The organism is Paraburkholderia nemoris, assembly GCF_905221015.1.
Taxonomy (GTDB): Bacteria; Pseudomonadota; Gammaproteobacteria; order Burkholderiales; family Burkholderiaceae; genus Paraburkholderia; species Paraburkholderia nemoris.
Genome location: NZ_CAJNBO010000031.1, coordinates 1 through 19780 on the forward strand (window position 1 = coordinate 1; position 19780 = coordinate 19780).

Consider the following 19780-nt stretch of genomic DNA (forward strand, 5'->3'; position numbering starts at 1 on the left):
CGACGCAACGGTAAAAAGGTGCCAGATGATACATGACCGTTGCGTTCGATCTAGGCTATGAAGGCAAACCGTGCAACACCTCATTAGGTACCACTGATGTTGATAATTTATCTTATGTAAAATTACGAATAGTCGACGACACCATCAAGCAAGCCGAGTTCGAGCATCTACCGTCAGTATCTTCTGACTCATGTAAACTCCTCGCATGCCTCCAGAAATTGACTACCTCAACCCAGCTCTGCCCCCAGGCCTCCGCCACGTGTCGATGCCCGTGGTCGACGCGACTCCGGAAACCCTCACCGGATTTGGCAGGCTTGTAAGGGACCCAAGCGAGTGCTCGATCGAGATTGTGCAGTGGCCGGCGTTGGGGACAAGACCCATAGACCCCGGAACCGGTGACGAGGCAGGCACAACCGAAGGCACATTCGTGAGCGAATGGCGCGGCGACATTCTCTACGGTCAAAACGAAGCTGTAGGCGGCAATTACATCCTTGCATACGCAAAGGAACCTGAAGCAGCCCGCGACGACCACGCCAACGCGCCGGAACGCATGTTGCTCTGGCACGCGAACTACCACCCAGACGGCGGACAACTGTTCTTCCCACTGGACCATCGCCCCTTCTACGTTCCATTGGCATTGCCCGGCGACGACATCGCGCCGGAGAAGTTCGTGTGCTTTCGCTTCGATGGACAGCAGGGTCTCTACATCCATCCAAACATCTGGCATGAAGGCGTGTTCACGCTTCGAGGGACACAGCGGTTCTTTGACAAACAAGGCGCCGTCCACGCTCGCGTCTCTGTCGATTTTGCCCGCGAGTTCGGTTGCCTCCTCGAGGCGCCGATCACCAGCGCCGCCTAACCGCTTGGTCTAGACACCGACCTGCAGCGATAAAGCGCAGACAATCAGCGTCTTGACGTATCGATGCGGCCATTGAGCGACCGCTTCAAACCCCCAAATCAGCCAGAATCTGTTCAGCGAGAAAATCGCAGGGCGGTCGCCCGGACCGCGCACTGCGGGCCAGAACGACTTCGAGGTCATTCAGCGGCGGCAGCCCCTCGTTCTGCGACAACTGAACGAGGTGAGCCGGTACGCTGCACCGTGCAAGAGGCGCTATCGCGAGCCCTGCTTCGACCATGCTGATAAGGCCCAACAAACTCGGGCTTTCGTAGGACATCCGGTATTTGATATTTTCCCGTTGGAGCGCGCTGATGGCATGGGCACGTGCAGTACTGCCATGCGCGAAAACGGCAATCGAAAGCGGGCGCTCTTTCCACACTTTTCTTGCGGGCGACCCGACCCACACCATTGGCTCGAACCGGATGAATTCGCCCGCGACGCCCCTTGTTTTCGTGAAGCAAGCCAAGTCGAGCGTGTTGTCTTTAAGCAATGGAACAAGCTCACTGCTTGGCAAACCGATCACCCGGATTTCTACGCGCGGATGAGCAACCGCGAACTTTGCCAGAACCTGCGGCAGCAACGACGAAGCGTAGTCGTCCGGAACACCGATGGTGACGCGCCCCTTCATCTCCGGGCGCACTACTGACGCCCACGCTTCCTCGCGCATCGCAAGCATTCGACGGCCATAGTCCAAAAGCGTCTTGCCCTCCGCGGTAATCGCTACGTTGCGGGTGCTTCGCGCAAAGAGCGGTTTTCCCAGCGCTTCTTCAAGCGCCTTAATCTGCATGCTCACTGCCGACGGCGACCGACGCACGGACTCCGCACCGCGAACAAACGATCCTGTATCAGCAACCGCCACCAGCATTTCAAGCACGTCCAGATCGAGCTTTTTCACTTTGGTAAGAAAATCTGATTAATAAGTTCAGTTTAATCCGTTTTACTGGAGTATGCATCAAAGCGATACTAGGCCCAATGACCACTTCAGGAGCCCGGAAAAATGCACGGCACAGCTTCGATTTACGGATTTCTGGCGGTCGGCGGAATGCTTGCTGTGACACCGGGGCCGAACATGATCTACGTGATGTCGCGCTCGATTGCGCAAGGACGCACGGCCGGGCTTATTTCGCTTGCGGGCGTCATGCTCGGATACCTCTTCTATATGTTTGGGGCAGCGTTCGGCATCACCGCCTTTTTCCTGAGCGTGCCTTATGCAGGCAGCGTTCTGGGCGCAGGGGGCGCTGCGTATCTGTTCTATCTGGCGTGGCAGGCTGTGAAGCCTGGTGGCCGCTCTCCGCTGGAGGTTCGTGAACTGCCTCGCGAACACCCTCGCCGGCTCTTCGCGATGGGCGCAACGACTAGTCTGTTGAATCCCAAGCTCGCGATGATCTTTCTGTCACTGCTGCCGCAATTCATCAACTACCAGGACGGCAGCGTTCTTAGGCAATCGCTCGTGCTCGGCTCGTCGTTGATTGTCGCGTTCGCATCCGTCAATGGTTTCGTGGCGGTCTGCTCGGGCAGCATGGCGACGTTCCTCTCCAGTCGCCCGGGACTCCTGCAGGTTCAACGCTGGACTATGGGCGTAGTTCTGGTTGCCCTCGGCGCACATATGAGCATCGATGCATTGAAGCTCGGAGGCATCACCTAGAGGGACACTTAAGGTCAAGACCTCGTCGGACGTCAATCCGAAAGCCTTGCACCTAGTAATCCGCCCAACCGTCCTCACCGATTAGCGGCACGAAGCTCACGTCGCCTAACCAGCACTCGTGATAATCCTGTTCACCGTGCCGCACCAGTTTGATCAATTGCTGATGGTGACGCTCGCGCCCTACCGGCATCACGATCCGGCCACCAATCGACAGTTGCGAACGCCATGCTTGCGGGATACGCGGGCCGCCAGCCCCGGCGATGATCGCGTCATACGGTGCATAGTCGCTCAAGCCGACCGTGCCGTCGCCAAGATGAACGGTCACGTTGAATATACCCAGCCGCGTCAGCGTCTCGCGAGCGGCGTCGGCGAGCACCGGATCGCGTTCAATGGAATGGACGTGCGCCACGATTGCCGCCGCAATCGCGGCGGCATACCCTGACCCCGTGCCGACGTCGAGAATCCGGTCGCGAGGTCCCAGTTCGGCCGCCTCCATCATCTGCGCGACGATGGCGGGCTGCGAAATCGCTTGCTGGTTCGCGATAGGCAACGCGCCATCGTCGTACGCGAATTCACGGAGTTGCGCAGGCACGAATTCCTCGCGCGGCACATGGCGCATCGCGGATAGCACGTTGGAATCGCGGACGCCCCGCCCCGCGATTTGCCGTACAACCATCCGCTCCCGGGCTTCCCTGAAATCGATCATCGTGGCCTCCGTCTGAGGGTCGCGCAGGCTTTGCAGCAGGCTGCACATTGCTTCCACCGGACGATTCAATTTTGCGCCTCGCTCGATTTCAGCGAACGCGAATTAGCCTTGCATTCGACGCAGCCCGACGAATCAGGTCCTCAACGGCCATGCGCTTAAGGGTCAGCACTGATGGCGTCGTATGGCACATTGGTCCGTTTTCGCCAATAATGGCCCAACATCCACTACTGGACGAGGGCGGCCATGCATTACAGCCCCGACGCCATCCGGACCATCGCTCTGGTCGGCCATGCAGGATGTGGCAAGACATCGCTTGTCGAAGCCCTGCTCCATCAAGGTGGCGAGTTACGCGCGCCCGGCAGCGTGGAGCGCGGCACTACGGTCTGCGATTTCGACCCGCTCGAACGAAAATATCACCACTCCCTGAACTCCGCCGTCGCCCACCTGCACTACCGGGATACCCGCATCTATCTGCTGGATACGCCCGGCTATCCGGACTTTTCCGGGCTGTCGATCAGCGCCCTGCCCGCTGTAGAAACCGTCGCCATTGTCATCAACGCGCAGACCGGCATTGAAATGACCACCCGGCGCATGATGGCCTGGGCGGAAAACCGCAAGCTGTGCAGAATGATCATCGTGAACGGTATCGATCGCGACAAGGTCGACCTTCCGGGGCTTCTGACGCAAATCCAGGAAGCCTTCGGCAAGGAATGCCTGCCCATCAACCTGCCGGCGCAAAACGGCAGCCAGGTGGTGGATTGCTTTTTCAACCCCGCCGGCGACGCCGACTTCCTGTCTGTTGCGGCGGCGCACAATGCGCTGGTCGATCAAGTGGTCGAAATCGATCCTGCCTTGATGGAGATATACCTGGAGCAAGGCGAAGCCATCAGCCCGGAGCAGTTGCACGAGCCCTTCGAGCGGGCGCTGCGCGAAGCTCATCTGGTGCCAATCTGCTTCACGTCAGCGGCCAACGGCGCCGGCATCGCGGAATTGCTCGACGTGTTCGTCCGGCTTTTGCCCAATCCGATGGAAGGCAACCCGCCCCTCTTCTACCGCGACGCCCGCGGCCGCCAGGAAATCGTACGTGCCGAACCGGTCGCCGACAAACATGTATTGGCGCACGCCTTCAAGATCGTCATGGACCCTTACATCGGCAAGATGGCCGTGTTTCGCGTCCATCAGGGCACGATCAGGCGGGATAGCCAGCTCTATATCGGCGACGCACGCCAGCCGTTCAAAGTCGCCCATCTGATGATGCTGCAGGGCAAGGAACACGTGGATGTCCCACAAGCCGGCCCAGGCGATATCTGCGCCACGGCCAAGATCGACGAGATCGGCTTCGATGCCGTGCTGCACGACGCGCCTGAGGACGGCAACATCCACCTGACCCCGCTCGATTTCCCCACGCCGATCTATGGACTGGCGATCGAGCCTGCGCGCCGGGGCAACGAGCAGCGCCTCTGGGAGATTCTGCAAAAGCTGCGTGCGGAAGATCCATGTCTGCGCATCGAGCACCCGGTTGGCACCAACGAGACGGTGGTGCGAGGCCTCGGCGAGTTGCACCTGCGCCTCATGCTGGAGCGACTATCCGAGCAGTACAAGCTCGAGGTCGTGACGCGGCCACCGAAGATCGCCTATCGGGAAACCATCGGCGCCAAAGCCGAGGGGCACCATCGCCACAAGAAGCAGACCGGCGGCGCCGGGCAATTCGGCGAAGTGATGCTGCGCGTGGAGCCACTGCCGCGCGGTACGGGGTTCGAGTTCGTCGACGCCGTCAAGGGTGGCGCTATCCCTGGGCAGTTCATGCCGGCCGTGGAAAAAGGCATCCTGCAGGTCATCGATAGCGGGCCGCTGGCCGGCTTCCCGATGCAGGACGTGCGCGTCACCGTCTTCGACGGCAAGAGCCATTCAGTCGACTCAAAGGAAGTGGCATTCGTTTCCGCCGGGCGCAAGGCCTTCATCGACGCGGTGCTGAAAGCTCAGCCCGTGCTGCTCGAACCGATCGTGGACATCGAGGTGATGACGCCGGAAGCCGCAATGGGTGACATTATCGGCGACCTGTCCGCCAAGCGCGGGCAAGTCCATGGCACACGTTCGGCCGCCGGCAACGCCGTGGTCGTCGCAGGCCAGGTGCCATTGTCCGAACTCAACGACTACCAGTCGCGGCTGAACGCCATCGCGGGCGGGCACGGCAACTACAGCATCCAGCTCAGCCACTACGATCCGGTACCTCCTGCGCAGCAGGAGCGGATGGCGTCGCAACACAAGAAACAGGGCGACGGCGCAGCGCAGTGAATGTTGCACCTGCGTCCCGGACGCGCTGGCTGGCACTTAAGTGCCAGCCCCGTCACAGATGCCTCAGAACGAATGCCGCATCCCGATCCGCACATCAGACTGCGTATTCGACGACGACGGCGTGAAGCTGTAGCCGATCACCGCATTCACGCCATCCGACGCACGCAGATAGTCGCCGGAAATATACACATCGGTCCGTTTGGACAACAGGTAGTGCAACCCGAGCGAGCCCTGGTTCCAGTGATTGCCTTCAAAGGCCGTGTGTTGATAGCCGCCGTACAGCGACAGCGCAGGCGTGAAGTTATACGATGCGCCTCCTTCGTAGACCTGCATGCGCGAAGTCTGCCCGAAGCCCTTGATCGTCGTGTACGTGAAATCGCCGGTGAGCATCAGGTTGCCGATCGTATACGCGGCGCCGATCGCGAACGCGCCTTGCTTATCCACCGGGAATGCCGACGAGCCATACAAATCCGTCACCGCGCCAGTGGCCGGATCGACGGAAACGGTCGGCTGGCCGAGGAAGGTGTGCGTGCCGATCATCGCGTACGGGTCGAACGCATAGATGCCGAACGGATTGTTCAACTGCGTATACGCCACGCCCATGTTGAACGGACCGTGGTCATAATGCGCGCCGACGCTCCATGCGCTCTTCTGATGGAAGTCGCCGGCGGTATTGCCGAACGAGTACATGCCGCCGAAGGTGAAGCCGGCAAAATCATTCGACAGGAACTTCACCGAGTTCGGCAGACGGTCGCCGTTCATCCGGTCGAAGTCGCCCTGGTGAATCGCGTAACCGCTCGCCCATGCGGAGATGTTGTACAGAAAGACAAACTCTTCGGTCATATCGAGCTGATTGCCGAACGAGAAAGTCCCCCACGAGTTCTTGATCCCGACATAAGCCTGGCGTCCGAATTCAGCGCCGCCGAATCCCAATTGCCCATTGCCCAGGTGAAAACCCGATTCGAGCACGAAGACCGCTTGCATGCCGCCGCCGAGATCTTCCACGCCTTTGAAGCCGATCCGGTTGCCGTACGAAATGCCGTCGTCGAATTTGTACTGGTGTGCGCCGCCGGCGTTGTTCACGTAGGTAATGCCTGCGTCCAGAATCCCGTACAGGGTGACGCTGCTTTGCGCATGGACCGCCGTCGGTGCGCATACCGCGCTTGCCGCGAGGGCGAGTCCCGAAAGACTAACGGCATTTTTCTTCTTCATCTAGTTCTCCCCTGCTCTTTGCCTGCGTATTTCGTTAGATAAAGCGATCCCTGCTGCGTGTTGTCTTCCAACGCGCGGCGCTTCTCGCATGACGGGCAGTTCGAAATCGGCTGAGACTGATTGAAACGGATTGAAGCTCACTAACGCTGACCTGGCCGGCTAATGCTGACTTGACGGACCAGGCTGATCGAAGCTATCGGCACTGCATACGATGCATCTGCATGCCTGCATCGACGAGTCAAGAATAAGTGTCCAGATTTAAGATGATTCGACCGGATGCGACATGAATCTGTCGAGTAGCGACCTCGTAGTCAGGAATGCCCGAGTTATTTCACACCGAGTGCGGTCTGCACAGCTTGCAAGCCGTTGGCGCCGCTGGCGGTGTTCACGCCGTCGAGCCATGACTTCAGCAATTCCGGGTGGCGCCTGAGCGCTTCGGTGGCGGCCGTGTCGACACCAGTCTTCTTCTCGAGCACCTCGGTGATCACGCCGTTTTCCAGATCGACATTGAACGTGAGTTGCCTGAACAGGCGGCCTACATTCGGACACTGCTCGGCATATCCGCTACGCGCAACGGTATTGACCGTGGCGCCGCCGTAGTTCGGCCCGAAGTACCTGTCACCGCCGTCGAGGTAAGTCAGCTTGAACTTCGTGTTCATCAGATGCGGCTCCCACGCAAGGAACACGATCCATTTCTTCTCACGCACCGCGCGGTCGACCTGCGTGAGCATGCCGGTCTCGCTCGATTCGACGAGCTTCCAGCTGCCGAGCCCGTAGGCCTTGTCGTCGACCATCTTCTTGATGTTCTGATTGGCCGGCGCCCCCGGTTCGATGCCATAGATCTTGCTGTCGAACTTGTCGGCGTTCTTCGAAAGGTCCGCGAATGAATGCACGCCTGCGGCCGCCACGTAGTCGGGCACCGCGAGCGTGAACTTCGCGTTGCTCAGATTCGGATGCACGACCTCGATCGATTTTTCATCCTCGAATGGTTTCACGACCGGTGCTTGCGCCGGCATCCAGTTGCCGAGAAACACGTCGATTTGCCCTTTTTTCAAGCCTTGATAGGTGATCGGCACCGACAGGTTCGACACGTTCTGATGGTAGCCGAGCCCCTTCAACAGCACACCGGTCATTGCATTGGTCGCGTCGATGTCGGTCCAGCCGGGCCCCGCCATGTTGACCTGCGTACAGGACTGCGGCTCGGCAGCCACGGCAAAGGTGGCCGCCGCGCACAGCAGCGCAACGCCGGATACAGCCTGTTTGAAGAGCTTTTTCATCATGTCGGCTTCCTGTAGATGGGTTGAATCGTGAGCGGAGACGTCAGCGCGTTACAGCGGGAAAACGCGCCATCGCTTCGAGCGTGTCGAGGTCGATGTGATTGCGCATGTAGCGCTGGCTCGCATCGACATGCGGCTGCCAGTCCCATGACGCGACCGTGCCTTGCGTCGTGGCCTCGAAATGAAAACGGCGGCGGCGCTGGCTTTTCAGTACTTCGTTGTGCAGCGCGGCGAGGTTCCAGCGTTGCGTGATCTCCTCACGAAATGCCGAGACCTGTGATGCATATTCGGCGCGCGCGGCGAGATTCTCGCGTTCGAGCGGGTCCGATGTTACGTCGTACAGCTGGTCTGGATCGGCCGGCGTGTGAATGAATTTGAAGCGGCCGCGTCGCAGCATCACAATCGGCGCTATAGCGCCTTCCGCCAGGTATTCACCGATCGCTTCGTCGTGGCCAGCTTGTATGCCGTGCAGATGCGGTACGAGACTTTGGCCATCGAGCGAATCCGGCCAGGTTGCAGGCTGCTCGCCGCGCGCCAACTCTACTAATGTGGGCAGCAGATCGAGATGCGACACCGACTCGTGCACTCGATGCGCATCGAACCGCTGCGGCGCATGAACGATCAACGGTACGCGGCAGCCTCCTTCGAAGAACGTCATCTTGTACCAGAGCCCGCGCTCGCCGAGCATCTCACCGTGATCGGACGTCACCACGATAAGGGTGTCTTTCGCGAGCCCTGACTGTTCAAGCGCCTCGAGGATCGCACCGAACTGGTCATCGACATAAGAGATCGCGCCGTAATAAGCGCGTCTTGCATTGCGGATCTGCTGGTCGGTCGGCGGCGTGCGATCGGTTTCGCATACGTGGCGCAGGCGCTTCGAATGCGGATCGGCTTCATCGAGCGAATCGCGATGCGCGGGCAGATCGATGTCTTCATCCGCATACATGTCCCAGTACTTCCGCGGAATCGCGTACGGGTCGTGTGGATGCGTCAGCGAGGCGACCATGCAGAACGGCCGTGCATCTTTGCCTGCATGCCGCTCACGTGTGATATCGAAGAGCTTCTGGCGCGTGGTGAACGTGACTTCATCGTCGAAGTCCAGTTGGTTCGTGCGCACGCACGGACCCGCGTCGATCACCGAACTCATGTTGTGGTACCACGTGGGGCGCGTTTCGAAATCGTCCCAGTTCGGGGTCCAGCCGAAATCGGCTGGGTAGATGTCGGTTGTGAGCCGCTCTTCAAATCCGTGCAACTGGTCGGCCCCGCAGAAGTGCATCTTGCCGGACAGGATCGTGCGATATCCTTCTGCGCGAAGATAGTGCGCGAAAGTCAGCGTTTGCGACGGAAATTCTGCTGCATTGTCATAGGCGCCGATCGCGGACGGCAGCTTGCCCGATAAAAAAGAAAAGCGCGACGGTGCGCACAATGGACTGGCGCAATACGCCGAGTCGAATACCACGCCCTGCTTCGCGAGGCGATCGAGATTGGGGGTTTTCGTTAGGCGATGCCCGTATGCGGCAAGCGCAAATGGCGTCATCTGGTCGGCCATCAGAATAAGGATATTCTGTTTCGTGTCATGCATTGGAGCGTGCCTCGAATAGAATCGCAAATAGGGGTGCGGGTGTCGTTGCAAGCGGGATAACCGATGTGCCGGTCCTCGCGTGAACACCACTATTGCCGTCCAATTCGCCGCTGTGAAGACGGCAAATCGTTATGTGCCTATAAGGGGGCCTTATGTCGAGGCAGGATCGCTTGCCGCCGATGCAGGCGTTGACGATGTTCGAATCCGCAGCGCGTCTCGCGAGCTTCACGGCGGCTGCACGCGAACTGGGCTCGACGCAGCCGGCGGTTAGTCAGCGTGTGGTGCAACTCGAAGAAGCACTCGGTGTGCCGCTGTTCGAACGCGGCCATCGCGGCGTCACGCTGACGGAAGATGGTGTGCGCCTCTTCGAAGCGGTGCGCAACGCCCTCGACACCATCCGCCTCGCCACCACCGAGATCCGCGCGCGGCGCACGCCGCAAACGCTCACGCTCTCCACTGACTTCGGTTTCGCGACCTACTGGTTGATGCCGCGGCTTTCGCAATTCAAGGCGCTGATGCCGGACGTCGACGTCAAGATCATCACGTCGCAGAGCGTATTCGATCCATCGCACGACCAGGCGGACATTGCGATTGCGTTCGGCGATGAAGATGCGGACCTGAGCGCGCGGGGTGCGCTCAAGCTATTTCCTGAGCGTGTCACGCCGGTGTGCAGTCCGGCTTTTCTCGCGGCGCATCCGCAATTGCGCACGCCTTCGGACCTGTTGAGCTTGCCGCTGCTGCACCTTGAACCTACACAGCCGGCACGGTGGCTGTCGTGGGTCGACTGGTTCGCCGCGCAGGGTCTGGATGCACCGGCCGCTCATCGCGGCATCACATTCAATAGCTTTACGCTCGTGGCCCACGCGGCGATCATGGGCCAGGGCATCGCGCTCGGTTGGGCGCCACTGGTCGACGAACTTCTTGCCACGGGGCAACTCGTCGAACTGTTCGACACGCCTGTGGTGACGGAGCGCGGCTATCTGCTCGTCACGCAGCGCGCGGCGACACCGGCGGTCAGCGCATTCCGGCAATGGTTGCTCGGCGAATGTGGACTCGATGCTGAGTGAGGCGGTCGCTTCAGAAAAGTTGATTGTGAACCACAGTTCACATATGTGGAATCTATCGATTACACTCCCTGCATTGTGAATATCCGCACCACCGCGACAAGTGAACAATGGAAAAGATCAAAACTCGGCAATGGAATTCAGCCGAACACCTGAAGACCGAAACGGACATGGCTGAATATTTTGAGGCCTGTCTGCTTGAAGGCGGCGACGACCCGGCATTCCTCGTGCATGCGTTGGGCGTGATCGCGCGTGCGCGTGGCATGGCGCAACTCGCCCGCGACACCGGAATCTCGCGCGAAGGTCTCTACAAGGCGCTGTCCGAAGATGGCAATCCCAGCTTCGCGACGATCATCAAGGTGATCCGCGCCCTCGGTCTGGAACTGCACGCGGCACCTGCCCACGCCTGAGATTGATTTGTGCCTGGGGCGCGCTGCTCTTTCCCCCCACCCTCCCCTGACGCTCCCATTCCAGCGCGACGGCGGTTAGCTTCTATCCCCCTGTACCGCTGATTTGCTCTACTGCGATGATGCATGCCGCGCCCCGCGGCGTTGCCCTATTGCCTAACTGGAGAGCGCATGTCCGCCGATTCCCGTCCCGATCAACTGGTTCTCACGGTCGCCTGTCCTAGCGCGGCGGGCCAGGTCGCCGCCGTCGTCGGTTTTCTCGACCGGCATCATTGCTACATCGACGAACTGACCGTTTTCGACGACGACCTCAGCGAGCGCTTCTTCGTACGCTGCGTGTTTCATGGCGTCGACACCAACGAGACCCTGCACATCGCGGCACTCAAGCGCGAATTCAAACCGATCGCCGAGCGCTTCCGGATGACATGGGCGATGCATGACGTCGGCACGCGGCCGAAGGTGCTGATCATGGTGTCGAAACTCGAACACTGTCTTGCCGATTTGCTGTTCCGCTGGCGCATGGGCGAGCTGAAGATGGATATTGTCGGCATCGGCTCGAACCATCGCGATCTGGAGCCGCTCGCGCAACAGCACGGCTTGCCGTTCCATCATCTGCCGATCAGCGCCGATACCAAACCGCAACAGGAGGCGCGTTTGCTCGATCTGTTTGAAACCTCAGGCGCCGAGTTGATGATTCTTGCGCGCTACATGCAGATTCTTTCAGGCGAAACGAGCCGTGCGCTCGCGGCACGTGCGATCAACATCCACCATTCGTTTCTGCCTGGCTTCAAAGGCGCCAAGCCTTACCACCAGGCGCATACGCGCGGCGTAAAGCTGATTGGCGCAACCGCGCACTTCGTCACCGACGATCTCGACGAAGGTCCGATCATCGAGCAAGTCGTGGAGCGCGTCGATCATTCATACAGCCCGGAGCGGCTGCTAGCGACGGGGCGCGACGTCGAATGCATCACGCTGGCCCGGGCCGTGAAGGCGTTTATCGAGCGACGGGTGTTTATCAACGGCGATCGCACAGTCGTTCTGCAATAAAAAAAACGCCGCTGAAAGCGGCGTTCTTTATCGTACGAGTTGCCGCTCAAAACAAGCGGCGACTCACTCACCTCAAATACGACATCACTTCACCCAGCTATCCACACGATCTCCGTGCGCGCTGATCCACGCATCGGCAGCCGCCGTCGGCTTCTCGCCGTTCTGCGTCGCCAGCATCACGCTGTCGATCTCGCCCGGTTTCCATTGAAACTTCTTGAGGAACGCGACGACCGTCGGCGCCTTCGTCTCCAGTCCAGGATTGACGACGCTATCCACGTGCTCCGCTTCGCCGAACACCTTCTTCGGATCGTCGAGGAATTTGAGCTTGTACTTCGCGAACATCCAGTGCGGCTTCCAGCCGGTGACGATAATCGGCTTGCTCGCCGCTTCCGAGCGCGCCAGTTCGGCAGTCATCGCACTGCCCGAGCTCGGCATCAGCTGATAGTCGAGACCGTATGCCTTGATCGCTTCGCTGGTTTTCTGCATCACGCCCGCGCCGGCATCGATACCGACAATACGCGAGCCGAATTCCGCTTTCTTCGCTTCCAGATCGCCAACGCTCTTCACGTCCGCGTTATCCGGTACGATCAGGCCAATCTTCGCATCATTGAAGTTGGCACCCAGGTCGACGACTTTATCCTTGAAGTTGTTCCAGTACGCGCCATGCGTGACCGGCAGCCATGCGGACAGCGTTGCGTCGAGGTCGCCGCGCGCCACGCCTTGCCACATCACACCGGCTGCGACCGGTACGAGCTGCACCTGATAACCGAGGCGCTTTTCGATCACGCGCGCAGCGACGTTTGTGGTTGCGACGCTGTCGTCCCAGCCTTCTACATAGCCGATCTTGATGGTCGGCTTGCTATCGGCCGACACACTTACGCTGCTTGCCGCCAGCGCCGCACTCAACGCGCTCAACACGAATATCTTTTTGATCAGTCTCATCGCCGTTCTCCCGTTCACCGTCCAAACTACCCATTGAGCATTTAGAATCGCCAACCAGAATTGCCGGGTAGCGTTGTTTTCCGACATCCAGTTGTCCGCAGGCGACTTCGACCTCGACCTCGACCGCGAGTCCCGTTCCCGCTCTTGTCTTACTTATCGACGACGAGATCGCTCAGCGGCTTGCTGCAGCACAGCAGCACCATGCCCTGATCGATTTCGCGCTGACGAATCCCGCCGGCGTGTTTCATGGCAACTTCACCAGACACCAGCTTCACCTTGCAGGTGCCGCACATGCCCTGCGTGCACGAGGACGGGAGCCGTATGCCGGCCTTCTTCGCCGCGTCGAGTACATGCTGGCCGCTGCCGCATTCGATTTCGCGATTGCTTTTAGCGAAGCTCACCTTAAACGTCGTTTCTATTTCCACCGGCGTGATCGGCACCTGCGCGGGTGCAAATCCAGCCGCGTGCTCACGCGCTTCGACAAAGCTCTCCGCGCTTGCCGTGGGCGCCTGCAGCGCATCGGCGACATGCGCGGCCACCTCGCTGATCGTCTCGAACGAGAAGCTTTCCTCGTGATAATGGCTGCGATCGAAGCCGCCTTCATCCAGCAGATGACGGACTGCCTGCATGTAGGGCGCCGGACCGCAGGTGAAAATCTCGCGATCGAGAAAATCCGGCGCGATGAGTTTAAGCAACGGCAGGGTCAGAAAACCGGTGACACCAGGCCAGTTCGTGCGCGCACCAACCCGCTCACAGACGAAGGCTGTGCGGAAATTGGCCTGATTCGATGCAATCAGATCGAGTTCGCGCGCGAAGATGATGTCGTCCGGCGTGCGAGCACTATGCACGAACACAATGTCGCTATCTTCGCCGAGTTCGTGGTGCGCGCGGCTCATCGACATCAGCGGCGTAACGCCCGAACCCGCGGACAAGAACAGAAACTTACGCGCCGGATGCCGCGCACAGGTGAACTCGCCGGACGGCCCCAGCACACGCACCTGCGTACCCGCGTGCAGATTGTCGTGCAGCCAGTTCGATACCTTGCCACCCGGCACGCGCTTCACGGTGATGGAGATGGTGTGCGGGCGCGTGGGCGGCGAGGAGATCGTATAGCAGCGATTCACGGCCTCGCCGTCGATCTCCAACTCGAGCGTGATGAACTGTCCCGGCTCGAACACGAACGCCCGCTCGGACGGTGCGCGAAAGAAAAAGCTCTTCACGTCGTGCGTTTCCTGACGGACCTGGCAGCACACCAGTGTCTCGTCGGTATCGCTGTTCCAACGCGCCGGCAACGTCTCCCAGAACCGCGGTTGCGTCACCCGGCTCGAAGTTTCGCGGCTTGATACCTCGCGGTTTGGAGCCGGCTCGGGGCTGAGCTGAAGCGTCGCCTGATCGCGCATCATTATTTTCTCCCGCTCCTGGTTGCGGTATCGCGCTCAGCGCATGAAAGACACGACTTTTTCGCCGTGCGAAACCGGCGTATCGCCGGCATCATGGGTTTGGGGCGCATTGCTGAATTCCGCAATACGGCCGATGTACCACTCGCAGAACTTTTCGACGAGGCCTTCGGTGAACGGCGAATACGGACCCGGTTCGTACGCGCTGCTGGTCGCGCCGCGTTGCGAGTACTCAACAAGCGCACGATCCTGGTCATTGGTGGCGCGCCACACGGCCGTGAGATTGTTCACGTCGTAATCGATGCCTTCGCGCGCATCCTTGTGGACGAGCCACTTGGTGCGCACCAGCGTTTTACCTGCGGACAACGGAATCACCGAAAAGCTGACGATGTGATCGCTCATGAAGTGATGCCACGAATTCGGCTGCGTCCAGAACGAGAGACCACCGAGGTCCGCCTGCTCGAAACCGCCGAGCAACTTCTTCGAGGCCACCTTCGCGTCCATGGTCTGCGATTCGCCGTCGCGATCGAGCGGCAGGCGTTGCGTGCGGAAGCCCGTCACCAGATCCGCCAGACGGTCGATTTCCGCCGACGGCAGTTTCATCGCCTCCCATTGCGCGGTACGGCGCGCCACGGTCTCTTCGAACGCGGCCATGCCTTCTTCATTGGCGGGTGTGCGTTGATACCCAAAACCGTATTCGTAAAGCGAAATCGTCAGCTCGGGATGATTCGCGACGCAGTGGTAGCACTCGCGATTGTTCTCCATCGTGAGCTTCCAGTTGCCCTCTTCGATGATATCGATCGTCGCTGCGACCTTGCAGCCGGCGAGATCGTGCGGCAGCAGGTACGGTTCCATCGCGGCGCGCATCACGGAGAAGTCGGCCGGCGGTTCATCAGCGAGACAGATGAAGATCAGACCGGCGAGATTCTGGAGGTGCACCGCTTTCAGGCTGTGCTTGCAGCGGTCGAACTGGTCGCCCATATGCTCGGCGAACATCAGATCGCCGTTCAGGTTGTAGGTCCAGCTGTGATACGGGCAAACGATATTGCCAAGCGAACCCTTGTCCGTATTGCACAAACGCGCGCCACGATGGCGGCAAACGTTGTGAAACGCCCGCACCTGCATGTCGTCGTCGCGTACGATCAGGATCGAATCGTTACCGATTTCCACTGTGATGTAGTCACCCGGCTCCGGAACATCCGGTTCCACCGCGACCTGAATCCAGTGCTTGCGGAAAATCGCCTCCATGTCGAGCGCGAAAATTTCCTCGCCCGTATAGAACGGCGCTTCCAGCGTGTGATTCTTTTTGCGGCGTTCGATCATTGCGCGAACGTCTGCCGAAACTTTCATTGTGTGCTCCGTTGCATGTCACGTCTGGCGCTGCGCCAGGCCCTCCTGGTCGCATGCTGGCCCGAACCGGAAATCAATAATCCACGAGTTGATGCTCGCGCAAATACGCGAGGATCACTTGTGCTTTTTCGACGGAACTCCCTTCAATTACGACGCTGCCGCCGCGGCTTTCGGTCGTCGTCGCCGAGAGCATGCGGGCATGGCCGGAGCGCTTTTCAGCAGCGGCGAGGCGCACCGGTTTGGCGGTCGCGGGACGGATCGTCCAGGCGGGTTCGTCGGGGTTGGCTGCGGGTGGCCTTCCGGGCGTTGTTGTCGCGACCGGACGGATCGTGCCTTCGCGCAGCCTTGCATAGGCGTAACTCGGCGCCGTGTTGGCCATCGGATGCACGGCGATCAGTGCCGGCAGCCGCACTTCGACGCGGCGGCGCAAGCCTTTCGGCATGAATTGCCGGACTTCGGCATGGCCGTCGCGAATCGTCAGATCGACCGCTGCGCCGACCAACGGCATGTCAAGCGCACTCGCTACTTGATACGGCAGCATGCCGCTATCGAAGGCGCCTTCGGCGCGGGTGCCGGTCAATACAAGGTCGTAGCCTTGCAAACGCGTGGCGAGCGGCGCTATCGCATCGCCTTGCCATTCAGGCGTTGCCGGCATTTCCAGCACCTCGACAGTGCGCGCGCCGAGCGCCAGATACTCGCTGAGCGCCGGGTTCGACGGATCGCCCGCGTGCAATACGTCGAGCGTCGCGCCGTGTGTTTTGGCGAGCGAGAGCGCGATCGTCAGCGCGGCGGCGTCGTTGCGGCTATAGCGCGCCGTGCCGCTGACAGGGTGCCGCCCCACGGAAACCAGTACGGCGATTTTCATGCAAGCGCTCCTTCCGCAACAGCCGTTGAGTTCAATAGCGCCGCCCCCGTCCCGCGTGCCGTACGTGCAGCCGCCGCGGCTTCATTCAGCGCCGCGATGGTTTCCTGCGCATCGGCGATGACGGTCAGATTGGCGCGTTTGGCGATTGGCGCGCTGGCGTCGAGATTCACGGCGATCACGTGCCGGCAATCCTTGATGCCCTGCAGATGCTGAACCGCGCCGGAAATACCGAACGCGATATAGACGCTCGCCTCGACCGTCTTGCCGGTGGCGCCAATCTGCTTGTCGCGGGTGAACTTACCGTCGTCCACGGCGACGCGGCTTGCACCGATCGCAGCGCCTAACGTGGCCGCAAGACGCTCGAACGCGGGCACATCGCTAACGCCGTTGCCCGCCGAAACGATGAAATCCGCTTCTTCGAGCGCGAGCTGGGCGGCGTCGATTTCCTCGATGCCAAGATCGCGCACGACGCCTTTGGACGACGCCGGTTCGCCATCGAAACGCCACACCACTCGCTCGCCCGCCCCCAAAAACGGCAGTTTCGGATCGACCGCGTTCGGTGCAAGCAACACGACTTCCGGCAGTGCGCGTACGGCGAACGCCGTATTCGTCTGAATATAAGCAGCGACATGGTCCGCATCGATCTCGACGACATGCGTCGCGACGCTCGCGTTCGCGGCGGCCGCGTAACGGCGACCGAGGTCGCCGTCGCCGGTCGCGTTGTCGGGCAGGAAAATATGCGCCGGTGCATAGGCCGCGACGCACGCGGCCAGTGCGTTCAATTCGTCGAGCGGCGCGAAAACGCGGCGGTCGAACATCGGCAACTCGATCAGCTTGTCGGCACCAAGCGCAGCGGCGTCGCTGCTGAACTCACCGAATACGAGCAGTACGACTTCAGTGGTCGCATCCGCGATCAACGCGGCGGCGGCCAAGGTCTGACGCGCGTGATCATCCAGCGCGCCGCGGTCCGCGTGAGCAGCCACCAGCAGCACGCGCTGCGCTGCGGCCGTCGTGCGGCGCGGTTTTGCGTGCTCGCGATGCGCCGCCCCCGTCGAGCCATGCGCCGCAAGCTCCGTCGAACCGGCAACAGCCGTCACGCCGAGCGTAATACGCCTGAGCCCATCGGCCGTAATCGTGAACGGCCGGCGCGGATCGATTCGTTTGAGAGTGTTCATGGCGTTACTCCAGCGCCGCTGCAACCAGTTCGGCGACGTCCAGCACTTCCGGACGCGGGCCGACCACGCCTTCGAGCATCGCCGTGCAATTCGGGCAACCCACCGCGACGATTTCGGCGCCGATCGTGCGGGCGTCGTCGATACGGATATCCGGAATGCGTTTTTTCCCGGGGATGTCAGTCAATGGCGCACCACCGCCGCCTCCGCAGCAACGTCCGCGCATACCATTGCGTTCCATCTCGACCACCTTGATGCCGATGGATTTCAGCAAACGGCGCGGCGCTTCCGTCTCACCGTTATAGCGGCCCAGATAGCACGGATCGTGATACGTGATCTTGCGGTCCGCGAACGCGGCGACCGCCTTCGGCGACAGCTTGCCGCTCGACACCAGTTCTTCGATCAGTGCCGTGTGATGCTGAACCTCGTAGAAGCCGCCGAGTGCGCGATATTCGTTGCGCAGGCTGTGCAGCACGTGCGGATCGGCGGTAACGATCTTGCGGAACGAGTACTGCGAGAGCGTGCCGATCAGCCGTTGAGCGAGTTGCTGGAAGGTCGCTTCGTCGCCGAGACGCCGTGCCGTATCGCCGGTATCGGTTTCGACGCCACCGAGCACCGCGTAGTCGATCCCTGCCCGGTTCAGCACCTTGATCAGCGCACGCAGCGTGCGCTGATAGCGCATGTCGAATGCGCCTTCACCGGCGATTAACAGCACGTCCACCTGCCGGCCCGGTTGTGCAACCTGTACTTGCAGATCGACTGCCCAGTCGTAGCGCGCGCCGATGTCGTAGCCGTTCGAACTGCCGGTTTCGCGCAGATTGGCGAGCGTGATCGGACCTTTTCCGGGCACGCTGCCTTCGACCAAGGTCTGGTTGCGGCGCATATCCACGATCGCGTCGACGTGCTCGATCAGCATCGGGCACTCCTGCACACAGGCGCGGCACGTGGTGCACGACCACAGCGTGTCGGCTTCGATCAGGCTCGATACGAGCGGTTTGCCCGGCGCGCCACCGTGTTTGCCGACCGGAATGCCCGGTGTCGGGCTACCGGCATAAGCCTCGTCCGTGCCACCGACCATGCCCGTGACGAGATCCTGAATCAGCTTCTTCGGATTGAGCGGCTGCCCGGCGGCAAATGCCGGGCACGCCGCTTCGCACTTGCCGCATTGCACGCAGGCGTCGAAGCTCAGCAACTGGTTCCAGCGGAACTCGACCGGCTTGCCTACGCCGTATTCCTTCGCGTCGAGGAGCGGCACCTTCAGTGCAGTCGGCGGCACGACATCGTTGTCGTTGCGCTCGGCAAAACGCTCCTGACGCGGATGAAACGCGAGGTGCAGCAACCCGGCGAGCGCATGCTTCATCGGACCGCCGCGAGCCGCGCCGAAGGTCATCGTGAACGCGCCCACCGCGATCAGCAACGCGACGATAATCGCCAAAGCACCCGACATCGCCGCAGCCGGCAGCGCAATGAAGAGCGCCAACCCGAGCGCGAACGACCCAAGCAGCAGCGGCAGATGATCCCAAGGCCCGCGCGAGAGCCGTGCCGGCACCGCCTTCGCGCCATGCCGCCGACGCCAGACGAACACCGCGCCGACCAGCATCACCAGCGCCGCCAGAAAGATCAGCTTGTCGAGCCACGGCGAGTAGATCGCAAGACCGTAGTTGACGAACACCAGCGACATCGCGAGGATCGCCCCGCCCGCCGTCGCAACGTGCGTCTTCGCGATGTACGGGTCACGAGCGACCACATGGTGCAGGTCGACGAAATAGCGCTTCGGGATCGCCAGCAGATTGGTCCAGCCGTACGCGCCCGCCGCCGTGGCACGGCCTTCACGCCAGTAGGCAGCACGTTTGGCAAGCGCGAACGCGAGACCCGCCACCGACAACCACAGCAGGACGGTGATGACAAACACGGGGCTCAT

The 19780-nt window shown here is 60.8% G+C and carries 17 protein-coding genes; 6 read left to right on the top strand and 11 right to left on the bottom strand.

The features are described from left to right. Positions 1-427: 427 nt before the first annotated feature. Positions 428-859: an ureidoglycolate lyase gene (locus KHO33_RS34140; protein ID WP_236062721.1), complete on the top strand. Its 432-nt coding sequence runs from the start codon at positions 428-430 to the stop codon at positions 857-859. Between the two features lie 85 nt (positions 860-944). Here the strand turns inward: KHO33_RS34140 and KHO33_RS34145 are convergent, their stop codons facing one another. Then, positions 945-1793 carry a LysR substrate-binding domain-containing protein gene (locus tag KHO33_RS34145; protein ID WP_200567172.1) on the bottom strand — a complete coding sequence of 283 codons (849 nt, stop codon included), beginning with the start codon at positions 1791-1793 and terminating at the stop codon, positions 945-947. Between the two features lie 102 nt (positions 1794-1895). Between KHO33_RS34145 and KHO33_RS34150 the strand changes: the two genes are divergently transcribed. After that, a complete protein-coding gene (locus KHO33_RS34150; protein WP_054038729.1) occupies positions 1896-2543 on the top strand; it encodes a LysE family translocator in 648 nt (215 codons plus the stop codon). Positions 2544-2595: 52 nt separating this feature from the next. Here the strand turns inward: KHO33_RS34150 and KHO33_RS34155 are convergent, their stop codons facing one another. After that, on the bottom strand, positions 2596-3249 hold the full coding sequence (locus KHO33_RS34155) for a protein-L-isoaspartate(D-aspartate) O-methyltransferase (RefSeq protein WP_200567171.1): 654 nt from the start codon (positions 3247-3249) through the stop codon (positions 2596-2598). A 243-nt stretch (positions 3250-3492) separates the two neighbouring features. On the opposite strand from KHO33_RS34155, the gene fusA reads away from it, so the two are divergent. Next, positions 3493-5544, top strand: coding sequence for an elongation factor G (fusA, locus tag KHO33_RS34160; RefSeq protein WP_200567170.1), 2052 nt, complete (start codon positions 3493-3495; stop codon positions 5542-5544). 63 nt (positions 5545-5607) lie between these two features. Here the strand turns inward: fusA and KHO33_RS34165 are convergent, their stop codons facing one another. From KHO33_RS34165 to betC, 3 genes are all read right to left on the bottom strand, one after another. Continuing rightward, positions 5608-6756: a porin gene (locus KHO33_RS34165; RefSeq protein ID WP_200567169.1), complete on the bottom strand. Its 1149-nt coding sequence runs from the start codon at positions 6754-6756 to the stop codon at positions 5608-5610. 326 nt (positions 6757-7082) lie between these two features. Beyond that, a complete protein-coding gene (locus KHO33_RS34170) occupies positions 7083-8036 on the bottom strand; it encodes a choline ABC transporter substrate-binding protein (RefSeq protein ID WP_200567168.1) in 954 nt (317 codons plus the stop codon). Between the two features lie 40 nt (positions 8037-8076). Next, positions 8077-9615, bottom strand: coding sequence for a choline-sulfatase (gene betC / locus KHO33_RS34175; RefSeq protein ID WP_200567167.1), 1539 nt, complete (start codon positions 9613-9615; stop codon positions 8077-8079). Positions 9616-9767: 152 nt separating this feature from the next. Between betC and KHO33_RS34180 the strand changes: the two genes are divergently transcribed. The 3 genes from KHO33_RS34180 to purU all read left to right on the top strand — a co-directional run bounded on the left by KHO33_RS34180 (position 9768) and on the right by purU (position 12133). Then, complete coding sequence (locus KHO33_RS34180; RefSeq protein WP_200567166.1) at positions 9768-10682, top strand: choline sulfate utilization transcriptional regulator; 915 nt, start codon at positions 9768-9770, stop codon at positions 10680-10682. A gap of 107 nt (positions 10683-10789) precedes the next feature. After that, entirely contained in the window at positions 10790-11089 is a 300-nt protein-coding gene (locus KHO33_RS34185) for an addiction module antidote protein (protein ID WP_200567165.1), read from the top strand. A 168-nt stretch (positions 11090-11257) separates the two neighbouring features. Next, positions 11258-12133, top strand: a complete 876-nt coding sequence (gene purU / locus KHO33_RS34190; protein WP_200567164.1) for a formyltetrahydrofolate deformylase — start codon at positions 11258-11260, stop codon at positions 12131-12133. Positions 12134-12217: 84 nt separating this feature from the next. Here purU and KHO33_RS34195 read toward each other — a convergent pair whose 3' ends face one another. From KHO33_RS34195 to KHO33_RS34220, 6 genes are all read right to left on the bottom strand, one after another. Beyond that, a complete protein-coding gene (locus KHO33_RS34195; protein WP_054038718.1) occupies positions 12218-13075 on the bottom strand; it encodes a glycine betaine ABC transporter substrate-binding protein in 858 nt (285 codons plus the stop codon). 149 nt (positions 13076-13224) lie between these two features. Next, a complete protein-coding gene (locus tag KHO33_RS34200) occupies positions 13225-14478 on the bottom strand; it encodes a hybrid-cluster NAD(P)-dependent oxidoreductase (RefSeq protein ID WP_200567163.1) in 1254 nt (417 codons plus the stop codon). Between the two features lie 33 nt (positions 14479-14511). Beyond that, positions 14512-15822 carry an aromatic ring-hydroxylating oxygenase subunit alpha gene (locus tag KHO33_RS34205; protein ID WP_054038716.1) on the bottom strand — a complete coding sequence of 437 codons (1311 nt, stop codon included), beginning with the start codon at positions 15820-15822 and terminating at the stop codon, positions 14512-14514. A gap of 73 nt (positions 15823-15895) precedes the next feature. After that, on the bottom strand, positions 15896-16687 hold the full coding sequence (locus tag KHO33_RS34210; RefSeq protein ID WP_200567162.1) for an electron transfer flavoprotein subunit beta/FixA family protein: 792 nt from the start codon (positions 16685-16687) through the stop codon (positions 15896-15898). Continuing rightward, complete coding sequence (locus tag KHO33_RS34215) at positions 16684-17862, bottom strand: electron transfer flavoprotein subunit alpha/FixB family protein (RefSeq protein WP_200567161.1); 1179 nt, start codon at positions 17860-17862, stop codon at positions 16684-16686. The genes KHO33_RS34210 and KHO33_RS34215 overlap by 4 nt, the downstream gene beginning before the upstream one ends. 4 nt (positions 17863-17866) lie before the next feature. Next, complete coding sequence (locus tag KHO33_RS34220; protein ID WP_200567160.1) at positions 17867-19780, bottom strand: (Fe-S)-binding protein; 1914 nt, start codon at positions 19778-19780, stop codon at positions 17867-17869.